15 protein-coding genes are annotated in these 16,496 nt (G+C 71.2%); 6 read left to right on the top strand and 9 right to left on the bottom strand.

Annotated features, from left to right (window positions below; genetic code table 11):
• Window positions 1–228: 228 nt before the first annotated feature.
• From ACFXC1_RS01955 to ACFXC1_RS01935, 5 genes are read right to left on the bottom strand one after another with little or no spacing between them, the layout of a single operon-like run.
• Window positions 229–1,650 carry a maltokinase N-terminal cap-like domain-containing protein gene (locus ACFXC1_RS01955; RefSeq protein ID WP_381237421.1) on the bottom strand — a complete coding sequence of 474 codons (1,422 nt, stop codon included), beginning with the start codon at window positions 1,648–1,650 and terminating at the stop codon, window positions 229–231.
• Window positions 1,647–3,635 (bottom strand): alpha-1,4-glucan--maltose-1-phosphate maltosyltransferase, encoded by a 1,989-nt coding sequence (locus tag ACFXC1_RS01950; RefSeq protein ID WP_381237419.1) that lies wholly within the window; start codon window positions 3,633–3,635, stop codon window positions 1,647–1,649. The genes ACFXC1_RS01955 and ACFXC1_RS01950 overlap by 4 nt, the downstream gene beginning before the upstream one ends.
• A gap of 26 nt (window positions 3,636–3,661) precedes the next feature.
• A complete protein-coding gene (locus ACFXC1_RS01945; protein WP_381237417.1) occupies window positions 3,662–4,255 on the bottom strand; it encodes a DJ-1/PfpI family protein in 594 nt (197 codons plus the stop codon).
• 5 nt (window positions 4,256–4,260) lie between these two features.
• A complete protein-coding gene (locus ACFXC1_RS01940; RefSeq protein WP_381237414.1) occupies window positions 4,261–5,937 on the bottom strand; it encodes a thiamine pyrophosphate-binding protein in 1,677 nt (558 codons plus the stop codon).
• Window positions 5,938–5,988: 51 nt separating this feature from the next.
• Window positions 5,989–6,828: a type 1 glutamine amidotransferase domain-containing protein gene (locus ACFXC1_RS01935; protein ID WP_019072624.1), complete on the bottom strand. Its 840-nt coding sequence runs from the start codon at window positions 6,826–6,828 to the stop codon at window positions 5,989–5,991.
• 317 nt (window positions 6,829–7,145) lie between these two features.
• Here ACFXC1_RS01935 and ACFXC1_RS01930 point away from each other — a divergent pair, with 317 nt between their 5' ends.
• Genes ACFXC1_RS01930 through ACFXC1_RS01905 form a run of 6 tightly spaced genes read left to right on the top strand, consistent with a single transcriptional unit; the run spans window position 7,146 to window position 11,761 of the window.
• Entirely contained in the window at window positions 7,146–7,559 is a 414-nt protein-coding gene (locus ACFXC1_RS01930; RefSeq protein WP_381237410.1) for a nuclear transport factor 2 family protein, read from the top strand.
• A 26-nt stretch (window positions 7,560–7,585) separates the two neighbouring features.
• The gene (locus tag ACFXC1_RS01925) at window positions 7,586–9,205 is read left to right on the top strand and encodes a GMC family oxidoreductase (protein ID WP_381237407.1); all 1,620 of its coding nucleotides are present in this window, start codon (window positions 7,586–7,588) and stop codon (window positions 9,203–9,205) included.
• Between the two features lie 10 nt (window positions 9,206–9,215).
• Window positions 9,216–10,034, top strand: coding sequence for an ester cyclase (locus tag ACFXC1_RS01920; protein WP_381237405.1), 819 nt, complete (start codon window positions 9,216–9,218; stop codon window positions 10,032–10,034).
• A gap of 41 nt (window positions 10,035–10,075) precedes the next feature.
• Window positions 10,076–10,447: a nuclear transport factor 2 family protein gene (locus ACFXC1_RS01915; RefSeq protein WP_381237403.1), complete on the top strand. Its 372-nt coding sequence runs from the start codon at window positions 10,076–10,078 to the stop codon at window positions 10,445–10,447.
• Between the two features lie 10 nt (window positions 10,448–10,457).
• Entirely contained in the window at window positions 10,458–10,907 is a 450-nt protein-coding gene (locus ACFXC1_RS01910; RefSeq protein ID WP_381237400.1) for a VOC family protein, read from the top strand.
• 17 nt (window positions 10,908–10,924) lie between these two features.
• Entirely contained in the window at window positions 10,925–11,761 is an 837-nt protein-coding gene (locus ACFXC1_RS01905) for an SDR family NAD(P)-dependent oxidoreductase (protein WP_019072630.1), read from the top strand.
• A gap of 67 nt (window positions 11,762–11,828) precedes the next feature.
• Here ACFXC1_RS01905 and ACFXC1_RS01900 read toward each other — a convergent pair whose 3' ends face one another.
• From ACFXC1_RS01900 to ACFXC1_RS01885, 4 genes are all read right to left on the bottom strand, one after another.
• A complete protein-coding gene (locus tag ACFXC1_RS01900; RefSeq protein ID WP_381237397.1) occupies window positions 11,829–13,445 on the bottom strand; it encodes an FAD-binding oxidoreductase in 1,617 nt (538 codons plus the stop codon).
• Window positions 13,446–13,539: 94 nt separating this feature from the next.
• Window positions 13,540–13,914 carry a nuclear transport factor 2 family protein gene (locus ACFXC1_RS01895; RefSeq protein ID WP_381237395.1) on the bottom strand — a complete coding sequence of 125 codons (375 nt, stop codon included), beginning with the start codon at window positions 13,912–13,914 and terminating at the stop codon, window positions 13,540–13,542.
• Between the two features lie 22 nt (window positions 13,915–13,936).
• Window positions 13,937–15,133: an MFS transporter gene (locus tag ACFXC1_RS01890; protein WP_381237393.1), complete on the bottom strand. Its 1,197-nt coding sequence runs from the start codon at window positions 15,131–15,133 to the stop codon at window positions 13,937–13,939.
• 130 nt (window positions 15,134–15,263) lie between these two features.
• Window positions 15,264–16,433, bottom strand: coding sequence for a low temperature requirement protein A (locus tag ACFXC1_RS01885; protein ID WP_381237391.1), 1,170 nt, complete (start codon window positions 16,431–16,433; stop codon window positions 15,264–15,266).
• Window positions 16,434–16,496: the final 63 nt, after the last annotated feature.

The following is a 16,496-nucleotide window of genomic DNA, read 5'->3' as shown; positions in this document are numbered from 1 at the left end:
TGAGGCAGGCGCCCCGGTTCCGTTTCCGGCCGGATCCGAGCCCTCCGAACCCCTCGCCTGGAAGAGTGCCCGGGGCGGGGGGTTCGTCGTGTCTCCGTTAGACGGGACGCGAGGGCGGGCAATCCGCCGGTGAATTCCGCCCGCTCTCCCCTCACCGGAATTCCCGCCGGAATTCCCTTACAGAGCACGGGAGTTCCTATTCCGGCGGGGCGGTGAATTCGGCGGAGTTCAGCGGGAGGTGTTCGCCAGCCGGTGCACGGCGGCGAGCGGGATCTTCAACCGGTCGGGGCGCAGGCGGGATTCGTATACGGCCTCGTACACGGCCTTGTCCGCCTCGAAGGCGCGCAGGGCCACCGGCTGGCAGCGCGGGTCCTCCCGCCCGGCCGACGCGTATCCCTCGATGAAGGCCCGCCGGTTGCGCACCGCCCACGCGTAGGCGCGCCGACGTCGGCGCAGTCGCCGCGCGGGCGAGCCGTCCTCCCCCGGGTCGCCGGACTCGCGGACGGCCAGGCCGGTGCGGGCGGCATAGTCGAAGGAGCGCAGCATGCCGGCGATGTCGCGCAACACCGGCTGCGGGCGGGCGCGTTCGGCGGCGGGCCGGGCCGGTTCACCCTCGAAGTCGACGATCCGCCAGCCGTCCGCCGCGCGCAGCGCCTGGCCCAGGTGCAGATCTCCGTGGGTGCGCTGGGCGAAGACGGGGCTGCCGCGCCCGGCGACCCGGGCGTAGTCGTCGAAGAGGGCGCCGAGCCGGGTGCTGTAGCGGGCGAGGGCCGGGACCTCCTCGGCGGCCTCCTTGAGCCGCATGTTCATGCGTGCCGCCTCCTCGGCCACGTCCTGTGCCGTGAGGCGGCTGCGGCCGAACGCCTTGCCCAGCGCGCCGTGCACGTCCGCCACGGCCCGGCCGAGTCCGTGCGCGTGCGCGGTGAAGCCGCCGGCCGGGCCACTGCGGCCGGTGCCGTCCATGCAGTCGCCCGCCTGCCGCACCGCCTCCTCCCAGCCGTCCCGGGCGTCGGGCAGGAACTCCTCGACCAGGCCGAGCACCAGGCCCTCGGCGCCGGGGGCGTCGCTGTGCAGCGCCCCGTAGAGGTGCGGGGTACGGGCGCAGTCCTGCCGGGTGAGGGCGTGCAGGGCCTCGACCTCGGTGTGCGGTCCCGGTTCGGGGCGGCGGAAGATCTTGAGGAGGATCCGGCCGCCGTACGCCACGGCCGTGTTGCTCATCTCGCCCGAGAGCGGGTGGGGTACCAGGCCGACGGGCAGGGGGTAGCGGCCGGTGCGTTCCAGGCGCAGGCCGGGGTCGGTGCCGGGGCCCGCGAGCGTGCGCAGCAGCAGTCCCAGCAGGGCGCCGTCGGCGAGGGCGTCGTAGACCTGCCAGCCCTGGTAGGAGCCGGTGGGGATGGTGGCGATGGCGGCCGGTTCGAGGCGGGTGGGGAGGTGGGGGCGCAGGCCGAGCAGGAGTTGGTAGTCGAGGACGGAACCGTCCTCGCGCCGGGCCGAGACCACGGCGTGCAGCAGCAGAGGTGGTTCCGTGCCGAGCACGGTGGCGGCTCTGGCTGCGAGTTGGGCTCCGCCGTACCGGGCGTCGAACCATCGGCGGCCCTCCAGCCATGGTGCGAGGGCCGGCAGCAGGGGTTCGAGGATGCCGTCGCTCATGTTCCCTCCGCGGGTGTGAGCACGTGCGCGACCTGGTGGGCCGGATCGAGGCGTACGTAGGTGGACTCGCCCCAGGCGTAGGTCTCCCCGGTGAGTTCGTCGCGCAGCTTGAGGGTGCCGTCGGCGGGCAGACCGAGGACGGCCGGGTCGCAGGTGACGGTGGCCTCGTGGGCGTGGTGCGGGTCGAGGTTGACGATCACGAGCACCAAGTCGGTTGCGCCGTCCGGCAGTTCGACGTGTTTGGTGTAGGCGAGGATCTGGTCGTTGTCGGTGTTCTGGAGGCGCAGGTTGCGCAACTCCTGGAGGGCGGGGTGGAGTCGGCGGAGCCGGTTGAGCAGGGTGATCAGGGGGGTGATGGTGCGGCCATCGGCCTCCGCCGACGCCCAGTCCCGGGGCCGGAGTTGGTACTTCTCCGAGGCGAGGTAGTCTTCGGTGCCCTCCGCCAGCGGGGTGTTCTCGCAGAGTTCGTAGCCGGCGTAGACACCCCAGCTCGGCGCGGCGGTCGCGGCGAGCACGGCCCGGATCTCGAAGGCGGGCCTGCCACCGTGCTGGAGGTAGGCGTGCAGGATGTCGGGGGTGTTCACGAAGAGGTTGGGCCGCAGGAAGTCGGCGCTGTCCCGGGCGAGTTCGGGGAGGTACTGGGTCAACTCGGCCTTGGTGTTCTTCCAGGTGAAGTAGGTGTACGACTGCTGGAAGCCGGCCTGTGCCAGCGCGTGCACCATCGCCCGGCGGGTGAACGCCTCGGCGAGGAACAGCACATCGGGATCGGTGGCGTCGACCTCGGCGATCAGCCACTCCCAGAACTGCACCGGTTTCGTATGCGGGTTGTCGACACGGAAGATCCGCACGCCCAGGTCCATCCAGTGCCGCACGATCCGCAGCGCCTCGGCGTACAGGCCCTCGGGGTCGCCGTCGAAGTCGAGCTGGTGGATGTCCTCGTACGTCTTGGGCGGGTTCTCGGCGTAGGCGATGGAGCCGTCGGCGCGGTGGTGGAACCACTCGGGGTGCTCGGTGAGCCAGGGGTGGTCCGGTGAGCACTGGAGGGCGAGGTCCAGGGCGACTTCGAGGCCCAACTCCCTTGCGGTGGCGACGAAGTGGCGGAAGTCGTCCTCGGTTCCGAGGTCGGGGTGGATGGCGTCGTGGCCGCCGTGCCGGGAGCCGATGGCCCAGGGCGAGCCGACGTCGTCGGGGCCGGCGTGGAGCGTGTTGTCGGCGCCCTTGCGATGAGTCGTGCCGATCGGGTGGACCGGCGGTAGGTAGACGACGTCGAAGCCCATGGCGGCCACGGCGGGCAGCCGCTCGGCGGCCGTCCGCAGTGTGCCGCCGATCGGGCGGCTGCCCGCCTGCACCACCGCTCCCTCCGAGCGGGGGAACAGTTCGTACCAGGAGCCGACGAGGGCGCGCCGCCTTTCGACGCGCAGCGGCAGGGGCCGGGAGGCGGTGACGAGATCACGCAGCGCGTAGCGCCCCAGGGCGGCCGTCACCCGGGGGGCGGTGACGGCGGACAGCCGGGCCGGAGGGGGACCCAGGGTGTCGCGGAGCGCGGCCACGGCCGCGGAGACCGCCTCCCGGCGGTCCGTGGAGGTGATGCCGAGTGCCGCCCGTTCGTACAGCAACGCGCCCTCGGTGAGGGTGAGTTCGGTGTCGACGTCCGCCGCGATCTTCAGCGCGGCGTCGTGCCGCCAGCTCTCCAGCGGGTCGGCCCAGGCCTCGACCCGGAAGGTCCACAGGCCCTCGGTGTCGGGGACGACGGTCGCCCGCCAGCGGTCGGCGTCCTCGTCGACGAGGGTCATCGGGACCCGGTGGGCCGGGCGCCCCGCGGGGTCGTGCAGGACGACGTCCGCGGCGACGGCGCCGTGGCCCTCGCGGAAGACGGTGGCCGTGATGTCGAGGTGTTCGCCGGTCACGGCCTTGGCGGGCAACTCCCCGTCCCGCACCCGTGGTCGGACGTCGAGGACGGGGATGCGCCCGGTCACCGGTGTCATGGTCGACTCCTCCCGGTCGGATCCCGTCAGCGGAGCCCGGTCGGGGCCGGCGTACGGGATGCGAGCAGGTCGATGATGGTCCGTGCGAAGAGGTGGCAGTGGTTGCCGGTGCGGCCGGTGACCAGGTCGTCGTGGATGACGACGTCCTGGTCGACGTACTCGCCGCCCATGTTGCGCAGGTCGCCCAGCAGGTTGTTGTGGACCACCGCGCGCCGGCCGTGCATCAGGCCCTGCACGGGTGCGGCGAGCCACATGCCGTGGCAGATGATGCCCTTGACGATCGCCGGGTCGGCGAACGCGCGGCGCAGGAACTGGGAGGCGGGCGGCAGGAGTTGGGGGTCCTCGGTGAAGCGCAGCCGGTCGGCGACCATCCCGGAGGGGACGATCACCGCCGAGTACTCCTTCAGCGCGAACTCGTCGAGGTCCTCGAAGGACTCGTCGACCTCGAAGGGCATGCGGTGTTCGTGCCCCTGGAAGGTCATCCGCTCGTTGCCCCACAGTCGGGACAGGAAGTGAATCTCGGCTCCCTCCTCGGGGAAGCGGTAGCGGTAGTAGAGGATCTCGGGCTCGTAGAAGTCGCTCTCCATCAGGACGGCGATCTTGTGACCGGTCAGTCGCACGGCGGCTACCCCTTCCCCTTGGCGGTCACCAGGTCGATGAGGAACGGCCCGCGGTGGGCGAGCGCCTGCGCGACCGCCTCCTCGGCCTGCCCGGGCTTCTCGACCCGGACGGCGGCCACACCGAGCGAGCCGGCGAGGGAGACGAAGTCGACGGCCGGGCTGCTCAAGTCGAAGATCTCGGGCTGTTCGTGGGCGGGGATGTGCTGGTCGCGCCAGTACTCCTCGATGTTGTTCTCCAGGAGCTTGTAGCGGCCGTTGTTGCAGATGACGAACTTGGTGGGCAGGCCGTAGCGGGCCGCCGTCCACAGCGCCTGGAAGGTGTACATGCTGCCGCCGTCGCCGGTGAAGCCGACCACCGTGCGGTCGGGGTGGGCGAGTTGGGCGCCCAGCGCGCCGGGGATGCCGACGCCGAGGGAGCCGCCGCGGGTCTCCATCCACTGGCCCGGCACGGTCGGCGCGAGCCGGCGGAAGATCTCCGGGGACGCCGTCAGCGCCTCGTCGAACAGGATCGCGTCCGGCGGCAGCCGGCGCGCGAACTCCTGGGCGACGGCGATGGTCGGCAGCTCCAGGGCGGCGGCCGTGGCCTCCTCCCGCGCGTCGGCCGCCGCGAGCGCGGCCGCACGCTGCGCGGCGCGCCGGCGCAGCCGCTCGACCGCCGCCGTCCGCCGCCCGAGGCCCATCTCCCGGCCGAGCGCGTCGGCGAGCAGGCCCAGGGTGGCCTTCGGGTCGGCGACGATGCCGAGGGCGACGGGGTGGTTCTTGGCGATCGCGCCGGAGTCGAGGTCGATGTGCACGACCGGGACACCGGCCCCGAAGACGCCGTCGAGCGCCGGGTACACCTCGGGCAGCACATAGGTGCCCACAATGAGGACACCGTCTGCCGCGCCGGTGATCTTCCGGCTCTGCTCGCCGAACATATGGCCCAACTGGCCCGCGTAGGCGGGGTGTTCGACGGACAGGTTGACCTCGGCCCAGTCCGCGCCGTACACGTCGGCGCCCCACACCTCGGCCAGCCGCGCCAACTCGGCCTGGGCGCCCGCGAAGTGGACGCCGTCACCTGCGATGACGATCGGGTTTCGGGCGTCGGCGAGCAGCGCGGCGGCCCTCGCCACGGTGTCGGGGGCGGGCAGGCTGCGGGTCTCCGGGTAGGAGACGGGCGCCACCGCCTCGGTGGTGTCGTGGTCCATGACGTCGGCGGGCAGCACGACCAGCACCGGACCGTACGGCGGGGTCGCGGCGACCTTGAAGGCTCGGCGCAGCACCCGCAGCGTGGAGTCGGGGTCGACCACGCGGGTGGCCCACTTGGTCACGGGTTTGGCCATGCCGACCAGGTCGGCGGCCATCTGGGCGTCCATGCTGTCGTAGCGCAGCCCGGCCTCGCCGACCAGGGTGACGATCGGGGCGTGGCCGCGCATCGCCTGGTAGAGCATGCCGATGCCGTTGCCGAGCCCTACTCCGGAGTGGAGTTGCAGGACCGCCGGGGTGCGGGTGGCGCGTGCGTAGCCGTCGGCCATGCCGACGGCCGTGCACTCCTGGAGGGCCAGGATGTACTGGATCGAGGGGAAGGAGCGCAGTTCGTCGAGGAACCCCTGCTCGACCGTGCCGGGGTTGCCGAACATGAACCGGACCCCTTCGGCCTGCAGTTGTTCGAGCAGCGCGATCCGCGCGGGCCTGCTGTCCATCGTGTGCTCACCTCTCGTCGGGGCGGAGGAGCGTCAGGCGGTCGCCGTGGGTCAGGCGGTCGTCCTGAACCCCCACTGCCGCAGGCCCTGTTCGAGGACCTCGACGGTCTTCTGTCCGGTCAGGTAGGAGTCGGGCGTCGAACGGCCCGTGATGAACGGGTAGTCGACGATGACGGAGGTCTCCTTGCCGAAGTTCCCGTGATAGGCGCCGCCGGGTGCGGTGGCGTCGCGCAGGATGTACTCCAGCGGGTACGGCGGCGGCCCCATGACGAAGTCGGTGCCGATGAACCCGGTGCCGTCCTTGTAGTCGTACTCGATGCAGTGGCCGGTGACGTGCTTGCCGCGGATCAGGGACTCGCGGGTCTCCTGGTCGCGGGCGAAGGCGAGGCAGGCGACTCCGTAGCACTCGGCGGCGATGGGCCGGTCCAGGGCGTGGAAGGCGAGGATCAGGTCGTGGACCCGCCAGTTGTTGGCGAGGTCGACGATCGGTCCGCTGCCGCCGACGATCAGCAGCGCGTCGTAGCGGTCGGCGATCTGTGAACGCACCTGCTCCAGGCGGGTGTTGTAGGCCTCCCAGTCGCGCAGGAAGTACGGCTTGGACCGGTAGGGCCGGTCGGGCAGCCAGGACGACAGGTCGAGCGGGTTGTCGAGCCGGTCGGAGTCCTCGACCTTGCGCACCTTGGCGGCGGTCTCGGGGGTGGTGACGGAGCGGCCGAGCGGCGGGTCGATGTACTCGGGGTCCATGCTCGGCGGCAGCGCCTGCGGGCGCTTGCCGGTGGGGGTGGCGAAGGTGAGGTGGTAACCGGCCTGGTCGAAGGTCTCCAGGGGGCCGATCAACTCCTCGCCCCAGTAGCCGTGTTCGGACAGGACGACCAGAATGCGCCTGCTCATGGGGTTCCTCCCGTTCGGCGGGACGGTGCCAACTGGCGGATTCCTGTCTACGTCGGGGCCGTTCGCCCCGGCCGCCGGCGGCGCCCCGGTCGCGGCACATCCTCAAGTGGCCGAACGCACTACGGCATGTTGTGGCCATCGGTCTTCATTGCGTGAACCCACCGGCGTACGACGGGAGTTGCCGCAGCTCGGGCCGCGACTTCGCACAGTGCGGCCGGTCCGCGCGCACGAGCGGACCGGGCGGGCGCGGATGTGGGGTCATCGGACCGTGTCGCTTCCGGACCCCGGGAGCGGAACCCCGATGAGCGGAGACACACATGCCGAGCGAACAGACCGGCTCCGACCGGGAGATCGCCGAGTTCGTGCAGCGCTGGTACGACCTGCTGAGCGCGCACGCGCCGGTCGAGGAGCTGCTGCCCTTCGTCACCGACGAGGGCCTGGTGATGGCCTTCCCGGAGCGGACCCTGTACAGCCACGCGGACTTCCTCGACTGGTACACGGCCGTCGGCGAGGCCTACACCGATCAGAGCCACACCGTGGAGAAGGTCACCACGCACGAGGAGGGCGCCCGTATCGACGTCGACGTCACGGTGGTGTGGACCGCCAAGTCGACCGCCGACGGGTCCGTCTCGTCCTTCCGGATCAACCAGAAGTGGCAGTTGGAGCGGTCCACGCCGGGCGCCCGCCCGCTGATCGTCGACTACCGGGTCGGCGAGCCGGCCGCGATCTGATTCCCCGTCACCTTTTGGAGGCTGTCATGCCGTCGAAGTCGGTGCCCCTCGGGGCCGATTACATCGTCGTCGGCGCCGGCTCGGCCGGCTGCGCGGTCGCGGCCCGCCTGAGCGAGGATCCGTCCACGACCGTGGTCCTGCTGGAGGCGGGCGGCTGGGACGAGCGCCCCGAGATCCACCGGGCCGACGCCGCCTCGGTCCTCTCGCTGCTCACCGCCGAGTGGCGGAGCGAGATCGACTGGGGCTACGTCACCGAGTCCGAGGCGGGCATGGAGGGCCGCCGAGTCCCCGTGGCCCGTGGCAAGGTCGTCGGCGGCTGCAGTTCCGTCAACGCCCTGATGTGGGTGCGCGGCAGCCGCCACGACTACACCCGCTGGGTCGCCGAGGGCGCGACCGGCTGGTCGTACGACGAGGTCCTGCCGTTCTTCCGGCTGGCCGAGGACTACTCGGGCGGCGCGGACGAGTTCCGCGGCGCGGGCGGTCCGGTCCGGGTGCGGCAACTCGATCGACCCTCCCCCATCGCGCGGGCTTTCGTGGCAGGCGCCGGTGAACTCGGGTACGCCACGGACACCGACGGGGACTACAACGGCGCCCGGCAGGAGGGCTTCGGCTTCCTGTACCAGACGTTCCGCGACGACGCGGGCCGCCGGTGCAGCACCGCCGACGCCTATCTGCGACCGGCCCTGGACCGTTCCAACCTGACCGTGCTGACCGACACCCTGGCCACCCGGCTGCTGCTCTCCGGGACGCGGGTCACGGGTGTCGAGTTCGTCCAGGACGGCACCCGGCACGAACTGCGCGCCGAGAGCGAAGTCATCGTGTCCGCCGGGGCGTTCGAGACGCCGAAGCTGCTCATGCTGTCCGGCATCGGCCCTGCCTCGCATCTGCGGGAGCACGGCATCCGCTGCGTGCAGGACCTGCCGGGGGTCGGCGCCGGACTTCAGGACCACCTGTTCACGCCCGTCTGCTACCAGTCGCTCCAGGAGCACCCGGACGGGGCGCTGCTGTCCGAGGCGGGGCTGTTCACCCACACCCGCGAGGCCGGTCCGGAGGACGCCCCCGACCTTCAATTCACCTTCGGGCCCATCAAGTTCCTGCCGGCCGACGCCCCCGCCGACCAGTGGGAGGGGCCCGGCTTCACCTTCGCGCCCATCGCGCTGCGACCGGAGAGCCGGGGCCGGATACGGCTGCGCGACGCCGACCCGCGGTCCAACGCCGTCGTCAGCGCCGGGTACCTCACCTCCACCGCCGACCTCGAAGTCCTGGCGCGCGGCGTTGAGTTGGCGCGCGAGCTGGCCGCCACCCGGGCCTTCGACGCGTTCCGCGGCGACGAGCTGGGCCCCGGCAAGGACATCACCGGGGCCGCCGAGCTGCGCCGGTACGTCGCCACGAACGCGACCACCCTGTGGCACCCGGCCGGCACCTGCCGGATGGGCACGGGCGCGGACGCCGTCACCGACCCCGAGCTGCGCGTGCACGGCATCGCGGGACTGCGGGTCGCCGACGCGTCGGTGATGCCGTCGATCACCGCCGGCAACACGCACGCGCCCAGCGTCATGATCGGCGAGCGTGCGGCGGCGTTCGTCCGCGAGGCCGCCGTACCGGCTCTCGCCGAACCGTCCCTGTCCGACGTCCACTTGAGCTAGGGGATGCACCATGTCCGACCTCGACCAGTCCCAGCAGGAGAACCTCAGGCTGTACCGGCGTTTCCTCGACGCGTTCAACGCCGGCGACCAGGCGGAGATCCCCCGGGTCATCGCCGCCGACTTCACCGACCACCACCCCGGGTTCGACATCACCGGCCTCGACTCCTATCTGGAGGCGCTGCGCGGGGCCTACAACACCCTTGATCTGAAGGGCGAGTTGGAGGAGCTGTCGGCGCTCGGCGAGGACCGGGTGCTGACCCGGGTCAAGCTGACCGGCACCCACCTCGGCGAGTTGTTCGGCTTCCCGGCCACGGGCCGCAAGGTCGAGTGGACCACCACCGAGATCTGGCGGGTCCAGGACGGCCTGTTCGTGGAGCGGTGGGCGCAGGACGACATGCTCGGGCTGCGCGAGCAGATCTCCTCGGACGCCTCGAACCTGGCCGTCGTCCAGCAGGTCAGCGACGCCGTCAACCAGCGCCGTCTGGACGCCCTCGACGACCTGTTCGGGCCGACGTTCCACGACAACAACCCGGCGTGGAGCTGCGAGAGCCTGGAGGAACTGAAGGGCATCATCCAGGGCGCGTACGACGGGCTCGACTTCAGCGTGCACCTCGACGCGCTCTACCCGGCCTCGCCGGACAAGGTGATCATGCACATCACCTTCCACGGCAAGCACATCGCCCCGTTCTTCGGCCAGGAGCCGACCGGCAAGGAGGTCTCCTGGACCAGCCTTGAGGTCTACCGGCTGGAGGACGGCAAGGTCGTCGAGCGCTGGGTGCAGGCCGACACCGCGGGCCTGATGCGCCAGGTCGGCGTCCCCCTCCCCTGACCGTTCCCACACCCCAGACAGCAACCGGAAAGGACGGGCGCATGAACACCCGAGAAGTGGTCGACACGTACTACCGGCTGGCCAACTCCGGTGAGTGGGACGCCTGGTGCGACCTGTTCGCCATCGACCAGACCATGGACGAGCAGCTGGCCGGACACGTCGAGGGCCGCGAGACCCTCCGGGAGATGATGAAGGGTTTCCCGGAGATGTACGCCTCCTTCGCCAACGTGCCCCGGCACGTGGTCGTGGACGGCGAGCAGGCCGCGGTGGTCTCCGACATCACCGGCACCACCCACGACGGCATCACCGTCGAGGCCAAGGTGTGCAACTACTTCCGCGTCACCGGCGGTCTCATCAGCTACTTCGCGAACTTCCACGACAGTGTGCCGTTCGCCGCGGTCACCGGGAAGTGAGGGCTCACCGATGACGACCGCAGCTCCGGCCGGCCTGCGCTGGTCGCACGTCGGCCTCAACTGCCGTGACCAGAAGGCCACGGAGGACTTCTACACCGGGCACTTCGGGTTCGCCCGGGCCCGGGTGGTGGAGGCCGACGGGGTCCGCGTGGTGTTCCTGCGCAACGGCCCCGTCTATCTGGAGCTGTTCGCGACCGACGCGGACGCCCTGTTCACCACGGCGAAGGACGGCCCGGCCAACCCCGGCACGGCACGCCATCTCGCCTTCCAGGTCGACGACGTGGACGCGTTCCTCGCCGCCGCCGGAGGCGAACTGGAGCCGCTGCTCGGCCCGTTGACCTTCGACGAGTTCATCCCCGGCTGGAAGACCGTGTGGGTGTCCGACCCGGACGGCATCGTGCTGGAGGTCAGCCAGGGCTACACCGATCAGACCACCGACGAACTGGCCACCTACGCCTGACAGGAGAGTGCACCACCATGAGGCCCGTCCCCGACCAGACCATCCTCCTCACCGGCGCCACCGACGGCATGGGCCGTGAGCTGGCCCGTGAACTCGCCGCGCAGGGGGCGTCGTTGATCCTGCACGGCCGCAACGCGGCCAAGGGCGCGGAGCTGCTGGCCGAGCTGCGCGCGTCCACCGGCAACGACCGGCTCAGCTACGAGCTGGCCGACTTCTCCTCGCTGGAGGACATCCGCAAGCTGGCCGACCGGATCCTCGCCACCCACGACCGGCTCGACGCGCTGGTGAACAACGCCGGCATCGGGGTCGAGCTGGTGCGCCACGAGAGCCAGGACGGCCTGGAACTCACCTTCCAGGTCGACTACTTGGCGGCGTACATGCTCAGCTGCCGGCTGGCGCCGCTGCTGGTGCGCTCGGCCCCGGCCCGCATCATCAACGTCAGCTCCGCGGGCCAGGCGCCGATCGACTTCCGTGACGTGATGCTGGAGCGGCACTGGGACGGGGTGCAGGCCTACTGCCAGGCGAAGCTGGCCCAGATCAGCCTGACCATCGACCTGGCGGAGCGGCTGCGCGGCACCGGGGTGACGGCCAACGCCCTGCACCCGGCGTCGTACATGCCGACGAAGATGGTGGTCAACCTCTTCACCCCGCAGTCCACGGTCGCGGAGGGTGTGCACAGCACCCTGCGCCTGATCACCGACCCGGCCCTCGACGACGTCACGGGCACCTACTTCAACCGCACCCAGCGCTCCCGGGCGGGCGCCCAGGCCTACGACGAGAAGGCCCGAGCCCAACTGCGGGCGCTGAGCGAGTCGTTGACCGGGGTGACCTTCCCGGCCGACCTCAGCGGCTGAGCGGCCCGCGACAACACCGAGCCCCCGCCTCGTGCACGCGAGGCGGGGGCTCCGTGGTGTGCGGGTGCTAGTTCGCGGTCACGGACAGCTTGTGGTGGAAGACGTTGCCCGGGTCCCAAGTGGCCTTCACCTGGCGCAGCTTGGCGAGGTTGCCCTTGAAGTAGAGGGTCCCCCAGGGCACGCCTGAGGTGTTCCAGGCCGGGTCGGTGAGGTCGGTGTCGGGATAGTTGATGTACGAGCCGTCGTTGGTGTCGTTCGGCACCGGCACACCGCCGGTGTCCGCGTAGAGGTCGCGGTAGAGGGCGCGCATCCAGGCCACGTGCCGGTCGTCCTGCGTCGGATCGGGCCAGTACGTCGTGAAGTTGGCCTTGAGGATCGAGTCCCGCTGGGCCAGCGCGGTGGCCGTGGGCGACACGGTGTTGACCTTGCCTCCGTAGGAGTAGAGCAGGATGCCGGCGTGCCCGTCGTAGGCGGCGTCGGAGAGGTAGCCGTAGAGCGTCCTGGCCTGTGCGGGTGACCAACCCTGGCGCAGATAGGCGCCCTTGGACTTGGTGCGGTTGTAGAGGCCGGTGTCGTAGGGGTCTTTGAGGGTCGTCTTCAGCCAGGGCCAGGAGGAGCGGCCGTCCGTGTACGGGACGCCGATGCCGCCGACCACCGCCGTGACGTAGGCGTCGAGGAGCGCCGAGGCGTCCGAACGGGTGCCGTCTATCTGGGTGTTGAGGACCAGGCTGCCCTGGATGCGGTTGTAGAGGATCAGGACGCTGTGCAGGCTGTCGTAGGAGGAGCCGGCGACGCTGTTACGGGCGTGCCAGGCTCCGTGGTTGGCGATCAGCGCGGTGAAGGCGGCCTCCGTCAGGTCGGTCCACTTGATGGCGACCGTCGACTTCAGGAGCGTCTTGGGCGGTCTGGGCAGGAGGGTCGAGGGGTCGGTGCCGGTGGCGTCGGGGGCGCGGAACCAATAGCGGGTGACGATGCCGAAGGTGCCTCCGCCGCCGCCCGTGTGGGCCCACCACAGGTCGCGGTGCGGGTCGTTCGCCTCGCGGGTGGCCACCACGGCACGGGCGGTGCCGGTCGCGTCGACCACGACGACCTCCACGGCGTAGAGGTGGTCGACGACGGCGCCGTACTGGCGGCACATCGCGCCGTAGCCGCCCCCGGTGACATGGCCACCGACGCCGACCGTCGGGCAGGTGCCGCCGGGGAGGGACACGCCCCACTCCAGGTAGAGGGTGCGGTAGACGTGGCCGAGGGTGGCACCGCCCTCGACCAGGAAGGCGCGGCGGGCCGGGTCGTGGCGGACCGCGTCCATCTCCGACATGTCGACGAGTATCCGCACGTCCGGGTCGTCCACGAGCCCGTCCAGGCAGTGCCCGCCGCCGCGCACACCGATGCGTTTGCCGGCGTCGACCGCCTCCTGGACGACGGACACCACCTGCGCGGTGGTGTGGACGAGGCGTATCGAGTCGGGGGCGGCGGTGAATCTCGCGTTGTAGCCGCGGGAGGTGAGGTCGAGATAGCGGGAGTCGGCCGCGTTGACCGTGACCGCCCCGGGGGTGCTGCTGTCGGCGGCGAGGGCGCGGGTGGGGACCGCGGCCGCGGCGATCCCCGCGGCGGTGGCGGTGCCGAGGAGTCCGCGCCGGGTGAGGCCGGTGGACGGAGGCCGGTCCGGTAGCTGTCGTGCCACTGCTGTCTCCTTTGTCTCGTGAAGGGTGCATCTCGTGAAAAAACTGCCGCCCAGGAGGCCGGGAGCCTTCTGGGCGGCAGGAGTTGAGGGGGCGTCAGACGACGTCGTGTCCGCTGACCGTGGTCTCCGGGATCTCGTCGCGGACGTCCCAGTGCTCGACGATCAGTCCGCCTTCGAGCCGGAAGATCTCCACGACCACCGAGCCCCGGTCCGTCGCGGTGGCGCGGAAGTGGGTGTGCACGAAGACCAGGTCGCCGGAGCTCGCCGAGCGCTTGATCTCGAACCGTGCGTCGGGGAGCTGCTTGCGGAAGCCCTTGATGAACTCGACCAGCGGCTCCCGTCCGTCGGGCAGGTTCGGGTTGTGCTGGATGAGGTCCGCGGCCAGGTACTTGTCGGCCAGGTCGGTCTGCCCCTGGTTCCAGACGGTCTCCAGGTATTCGCTGACGAGGTGCACCTGGTGGCTGCTCATGAGTTCTCCTTGACTGACTGATCTAACTGATGTGTACAGGTGTGGCGGGCTGCTCGGCGGACGCCGCCGCCGAGGCCTGCCGGACGGACAGCGCATGGGCCAGCGCGGCGAGGAGGAGGACGCCCAGGGCCGCGGCCGGGATGGGGCCCGCGCCCACGCCGGGCAGCAGGGAGCTGCCGATGAAGCTGCCGAGGCTCATCCCGAGATAGAGCGCGGCGGCGTTCAGGGCGAGGATCAACCCCGGTTGCAGGGGCACGAGTTCGACCAGCCGGGCCTGCTGCGGGGCCTGGTAGAGCTGGCTGAAGAAGGCCCAGAACGCGAAGAACACCAGCCCGGCGTGGGAGTGCGGGGCGACCAGCAACAGGGCGAAGCCCGCGGCGAGTCCGATGACGGCGAGGCCCACGGTGCGGTCCCCGCCGAGCCGTTCGGCGATCCTCGGCGCGGAGGCGTTGCCCGCGACGCCAATCACGCCGAAGGCGAGCAGGGTCACCGAGATCAGCCCGGAGGAGGCGTCGAAGCGGTCCTTGAGGTAGGCGCCCGCGATGCCGTAGACGGTGAACTGGGCGGCCATGAACAGCAGGGTCGTCGAGACGGTGGCCACGGTCGCGGGGGTGCCCAGCGCGCCGCGGTAGGCGCGCAGGGTGGGCGGTTCGCCGACCGGGATCTCGGGGACGAACACGAACACCGTCACGAAGGCGATCGCGGAGAGCGCGGCCACACCGAGCAGCGCCGGCCGCCAGCCGAGGCTGCCGCCGAGGAAGGAGGCCAGCGGCACACCGAGCACGGCGGCTGCCGTCATCCCGCCGAAGACGGTGGCCAGCGCCCGCTGCCGGCGCTCGGCCGGGACGATGAGCGCCCCGGCCGCCGAGGCGCCGGGTCCGAAGACGGCGGCGCCCATCGCGGCGAGGACCCGAGTGACCGTCAGGAAGCCGTAGTTGGGCGCCACTGCGCCGAGCGCGGCGCCGACGGTGAGCAGCCCGATGCCGACCAGGAGAACGCGCTTGCGGTTCCACCGGCGCAGCAGGATGGGGGCGGTGGGCGCGCAGACGGCGAAGGTCAGCGCGAAGACGGTGACGAGGATGCCCACCGAGGCGGGCTGGACGTGCAGGTCGTCCCCGATCGGACCGTTGAGGCCGACGACCGCCAGCGAGATCGTCCCCAGGCTGAAGTAGCCGAGTGACAGCGACAGCAAGGCCGGTAAGGCGTTGCGGGACGGCATCACGCCACCTCCTCTTCCGAACGTTCCGAACGGGAAAGTTGCATACGGCGACCGTAGGAGGGCCGGGCGGGCCCTCGCGCGCGCCGCGAGGAGGCCGGCGGCACTGCCCGAGGTCCGTCCCCGCACTACGTCAGGTCGCGCCGAAGGACCGTGAGCGCAGCACCAGCGGCACGCTCCGGCCGGTACTGATGAGCCAGTGCTCGACGCCGTTGACCAGCAGGAGCAGCAGAGTGGTGAGGGCCAGCACGGCGAGGGCCGGCACGAGGGGCGCGGCGACGGCGGCGGCCAGGAGGACCAGCCCGCAGTAGAAGCGGGTGGCGGACGCGGCGCCGAACATCCGGCGGCGCGTGTAGCAGAAGGTCAGCAGGATCAGGGCGGCGCCGACGGGCAGCAGTCCTGCGGCGCCGGAGTGCGGGGCCCGCAGCGGGTCGTGGACGGTGCGTACGGCGCCGACGGAGACCAGCAACAGGCCCGCGACCAGGGCGAGATGGCCGTAGCTGAGGACGTCTCGGACGACGACGGCGGGGGTGGGGTGGGTGCGCAGGGCGTGGGCGACGGCCGAGGCGGCGAGGTGGAAGTAGAGCCACCACAGGGCGCAGCCGATGAGGAAGGCGAGGACGAGCGCGGTCAGGCTGACCGGGTCGAGCGGGCCCTTGGCGACCCCGGCGCCGACGGAGAAGATGTTCTCGCCGAGGGCGATGATGATGAACAGGCCGAACCTTTCCGGGAGATGGTTGACGCCGAAGGCCAGTCGCCGCAGATGTCCGCTGAGCAGCACGGGCGCCGCCAGTTCGGCGATCACGGCGAACGCCCAGCACACCTCGCGCCAGGGGGCGGGGAGGGTGGCGGCGGCGAACAGCACCAGGGCGAAGGCGAGTCCGGCGCGGTAGGGGTGGATGGTGTAGAGGGCGCACTCCCTGCGGATGGCCTCGCCGATGAGCAGGCGCAGCGCGAGATAGCTGCCCGCGTACAGCAGGGCCTGTTCCCGGTCGACGAGTGCCTGTGGCGCCGCAACTGCCATGCCGTAGACGGCGAGTGCGGTCAGCAGGAGGAACACGCGTTGCAGGTTGGTCTCGTGGACGGCGTTCATCGCCATGACGACGTCCACCCAGGCCCACCAGAGCGGGACGAGCACGAGCAGACACTGTCCGAGGACCGGCCAGGTGGGGTGTCCGGCGAGCAGGTGCGCGATCTGGCCCACGCCGAACGCGAGGACCAGATCGAAGAAGAGCTCCGCCCAGGTGGCCCGGTCGCGCACCTGAACGGCCGGGACGGTCGTTGTCGCGGTTGCGTCGGTCATCGTCGTATCGGCGCACGGGCGGGGTCCTGCGGGCGGGGAATCGCCGAAGTGGGCTCCTACTGC

Source organism: Streptomyces hokutonensis, from assembly GCF_042751305.1.
Lineage (GTDB): Bacteria > Actinomycetota > Actinomycetes > Streptomycetales > Streptomycetaceae > Streptomyces > Streptomyces hokutonensis_A.
Note: the sequence above shows the minus strand (reverse complement) of the source record. Positions and strands in the feature narration are given on the sequence as shown.

What these genes read in the sequence shown, in the direction of transcription:
- ACFXC1_RS01950 (WP_381237419.1), bottom strand. Translation starts at nt 3,635, where the DNA reads ATGACACCGGTGACCGGGCGCATCCCCGTCCTCGACGTCCGACCACGG.
- ACFXC1_RS01915 (WP_381237403.1), top strand. Translation starts at nt 10,076, where the DNA reads ATGAACACCCGAGAAGTGGTCGACACGTACTACCGGCTGGCCAACTCC.
- ACFXC1_RS01925 (WP_381237407.1), top strand. Translation starts at nt 7,586, where the DNA reads ATGCCGTCGAAGTCGGTGCCCCTCGGGGCCGATTACATCGTCGTCGGC.
- ACFXC1_RS01890 (WP_381237393.1), bottom strand. Translation starts at nt 15,133, where the DNA reads ATGCCGTCCCGCAACGCCTTACCGGCCTTGCTGTCGCTGTCACTCGGC.
- ACFXC1_RS01895 (WP_381237395.1), bottom strand. Translation starts at nt 13,914, where the DNA reads ATGAGCAGCCACCAGGTGCACCTCGTCAGCGAATACCTGGAGACCGTC.
- ACFXC1_RS01935 (WP_019072624.1), bottom strand. Translation starts at nt 6,828, where the DNA reads ATGAGCAGGCGCATTCTGGTCGTCCTGTCCGAACACGGCTACTGGGGC.
- ACFXC1_RS01885 (WP_381237391.1), bottom strand. Translation starts at nt 16,433, where the DNA reads ATGACCGACGCAACCGCGACAACGACCGTCCCGGCCGTTCAGGTGCGC.
- ACFXC1_RS01940 (WP_381237414.1), bottom strand. Translation starts at nt 5,937, where the DNA reads ATGGACAGCAGGCCCGCGCGGATCGCGCTGCTCGAACAACTGCAGGCC.
- ACFXC1_RS01920 (WP_381237405.1), top strand. Translation starts at nt 9,216, where the DNA reads ATGTCCGACCTCGACCAGTCCCAGCAGGAGAACCTCAGGCTGTACCGG.
- ACFXC1_RS01905 (WP_019072630.1), top strand. Translation starts at nt 10,925, where the DNA reads ATGAGGCCCGTCCCCGACCAGACCATCCTCCTCACCGGCGCCACCGAC.
- ACFXC1_RS01930 (WP_381237410.1), top strand. Translation starts at nt 7,146, where the DNA reads ATGCCGAGCGAACAGACCGGCTCCGACCGGGAGATCGCCGAGTTCGTG.
- ACFXC1_RS01910 (WP_381237400.1), top strand. Translation starts at nt 10,458, where the DNA reads ATGACGACCGCAGCTCCGGCCGGCCTGCGCTGGTCGCACGTCGGCCTC.
- ACFXC1_RS01955 (WP_381237421.1), bottom strand. Translation starts at nt 1,650, where the DNA reads ATGAGCGACGGCATCCTCGAACCCCTGCTGCCGGCCCTCGCACCATGG.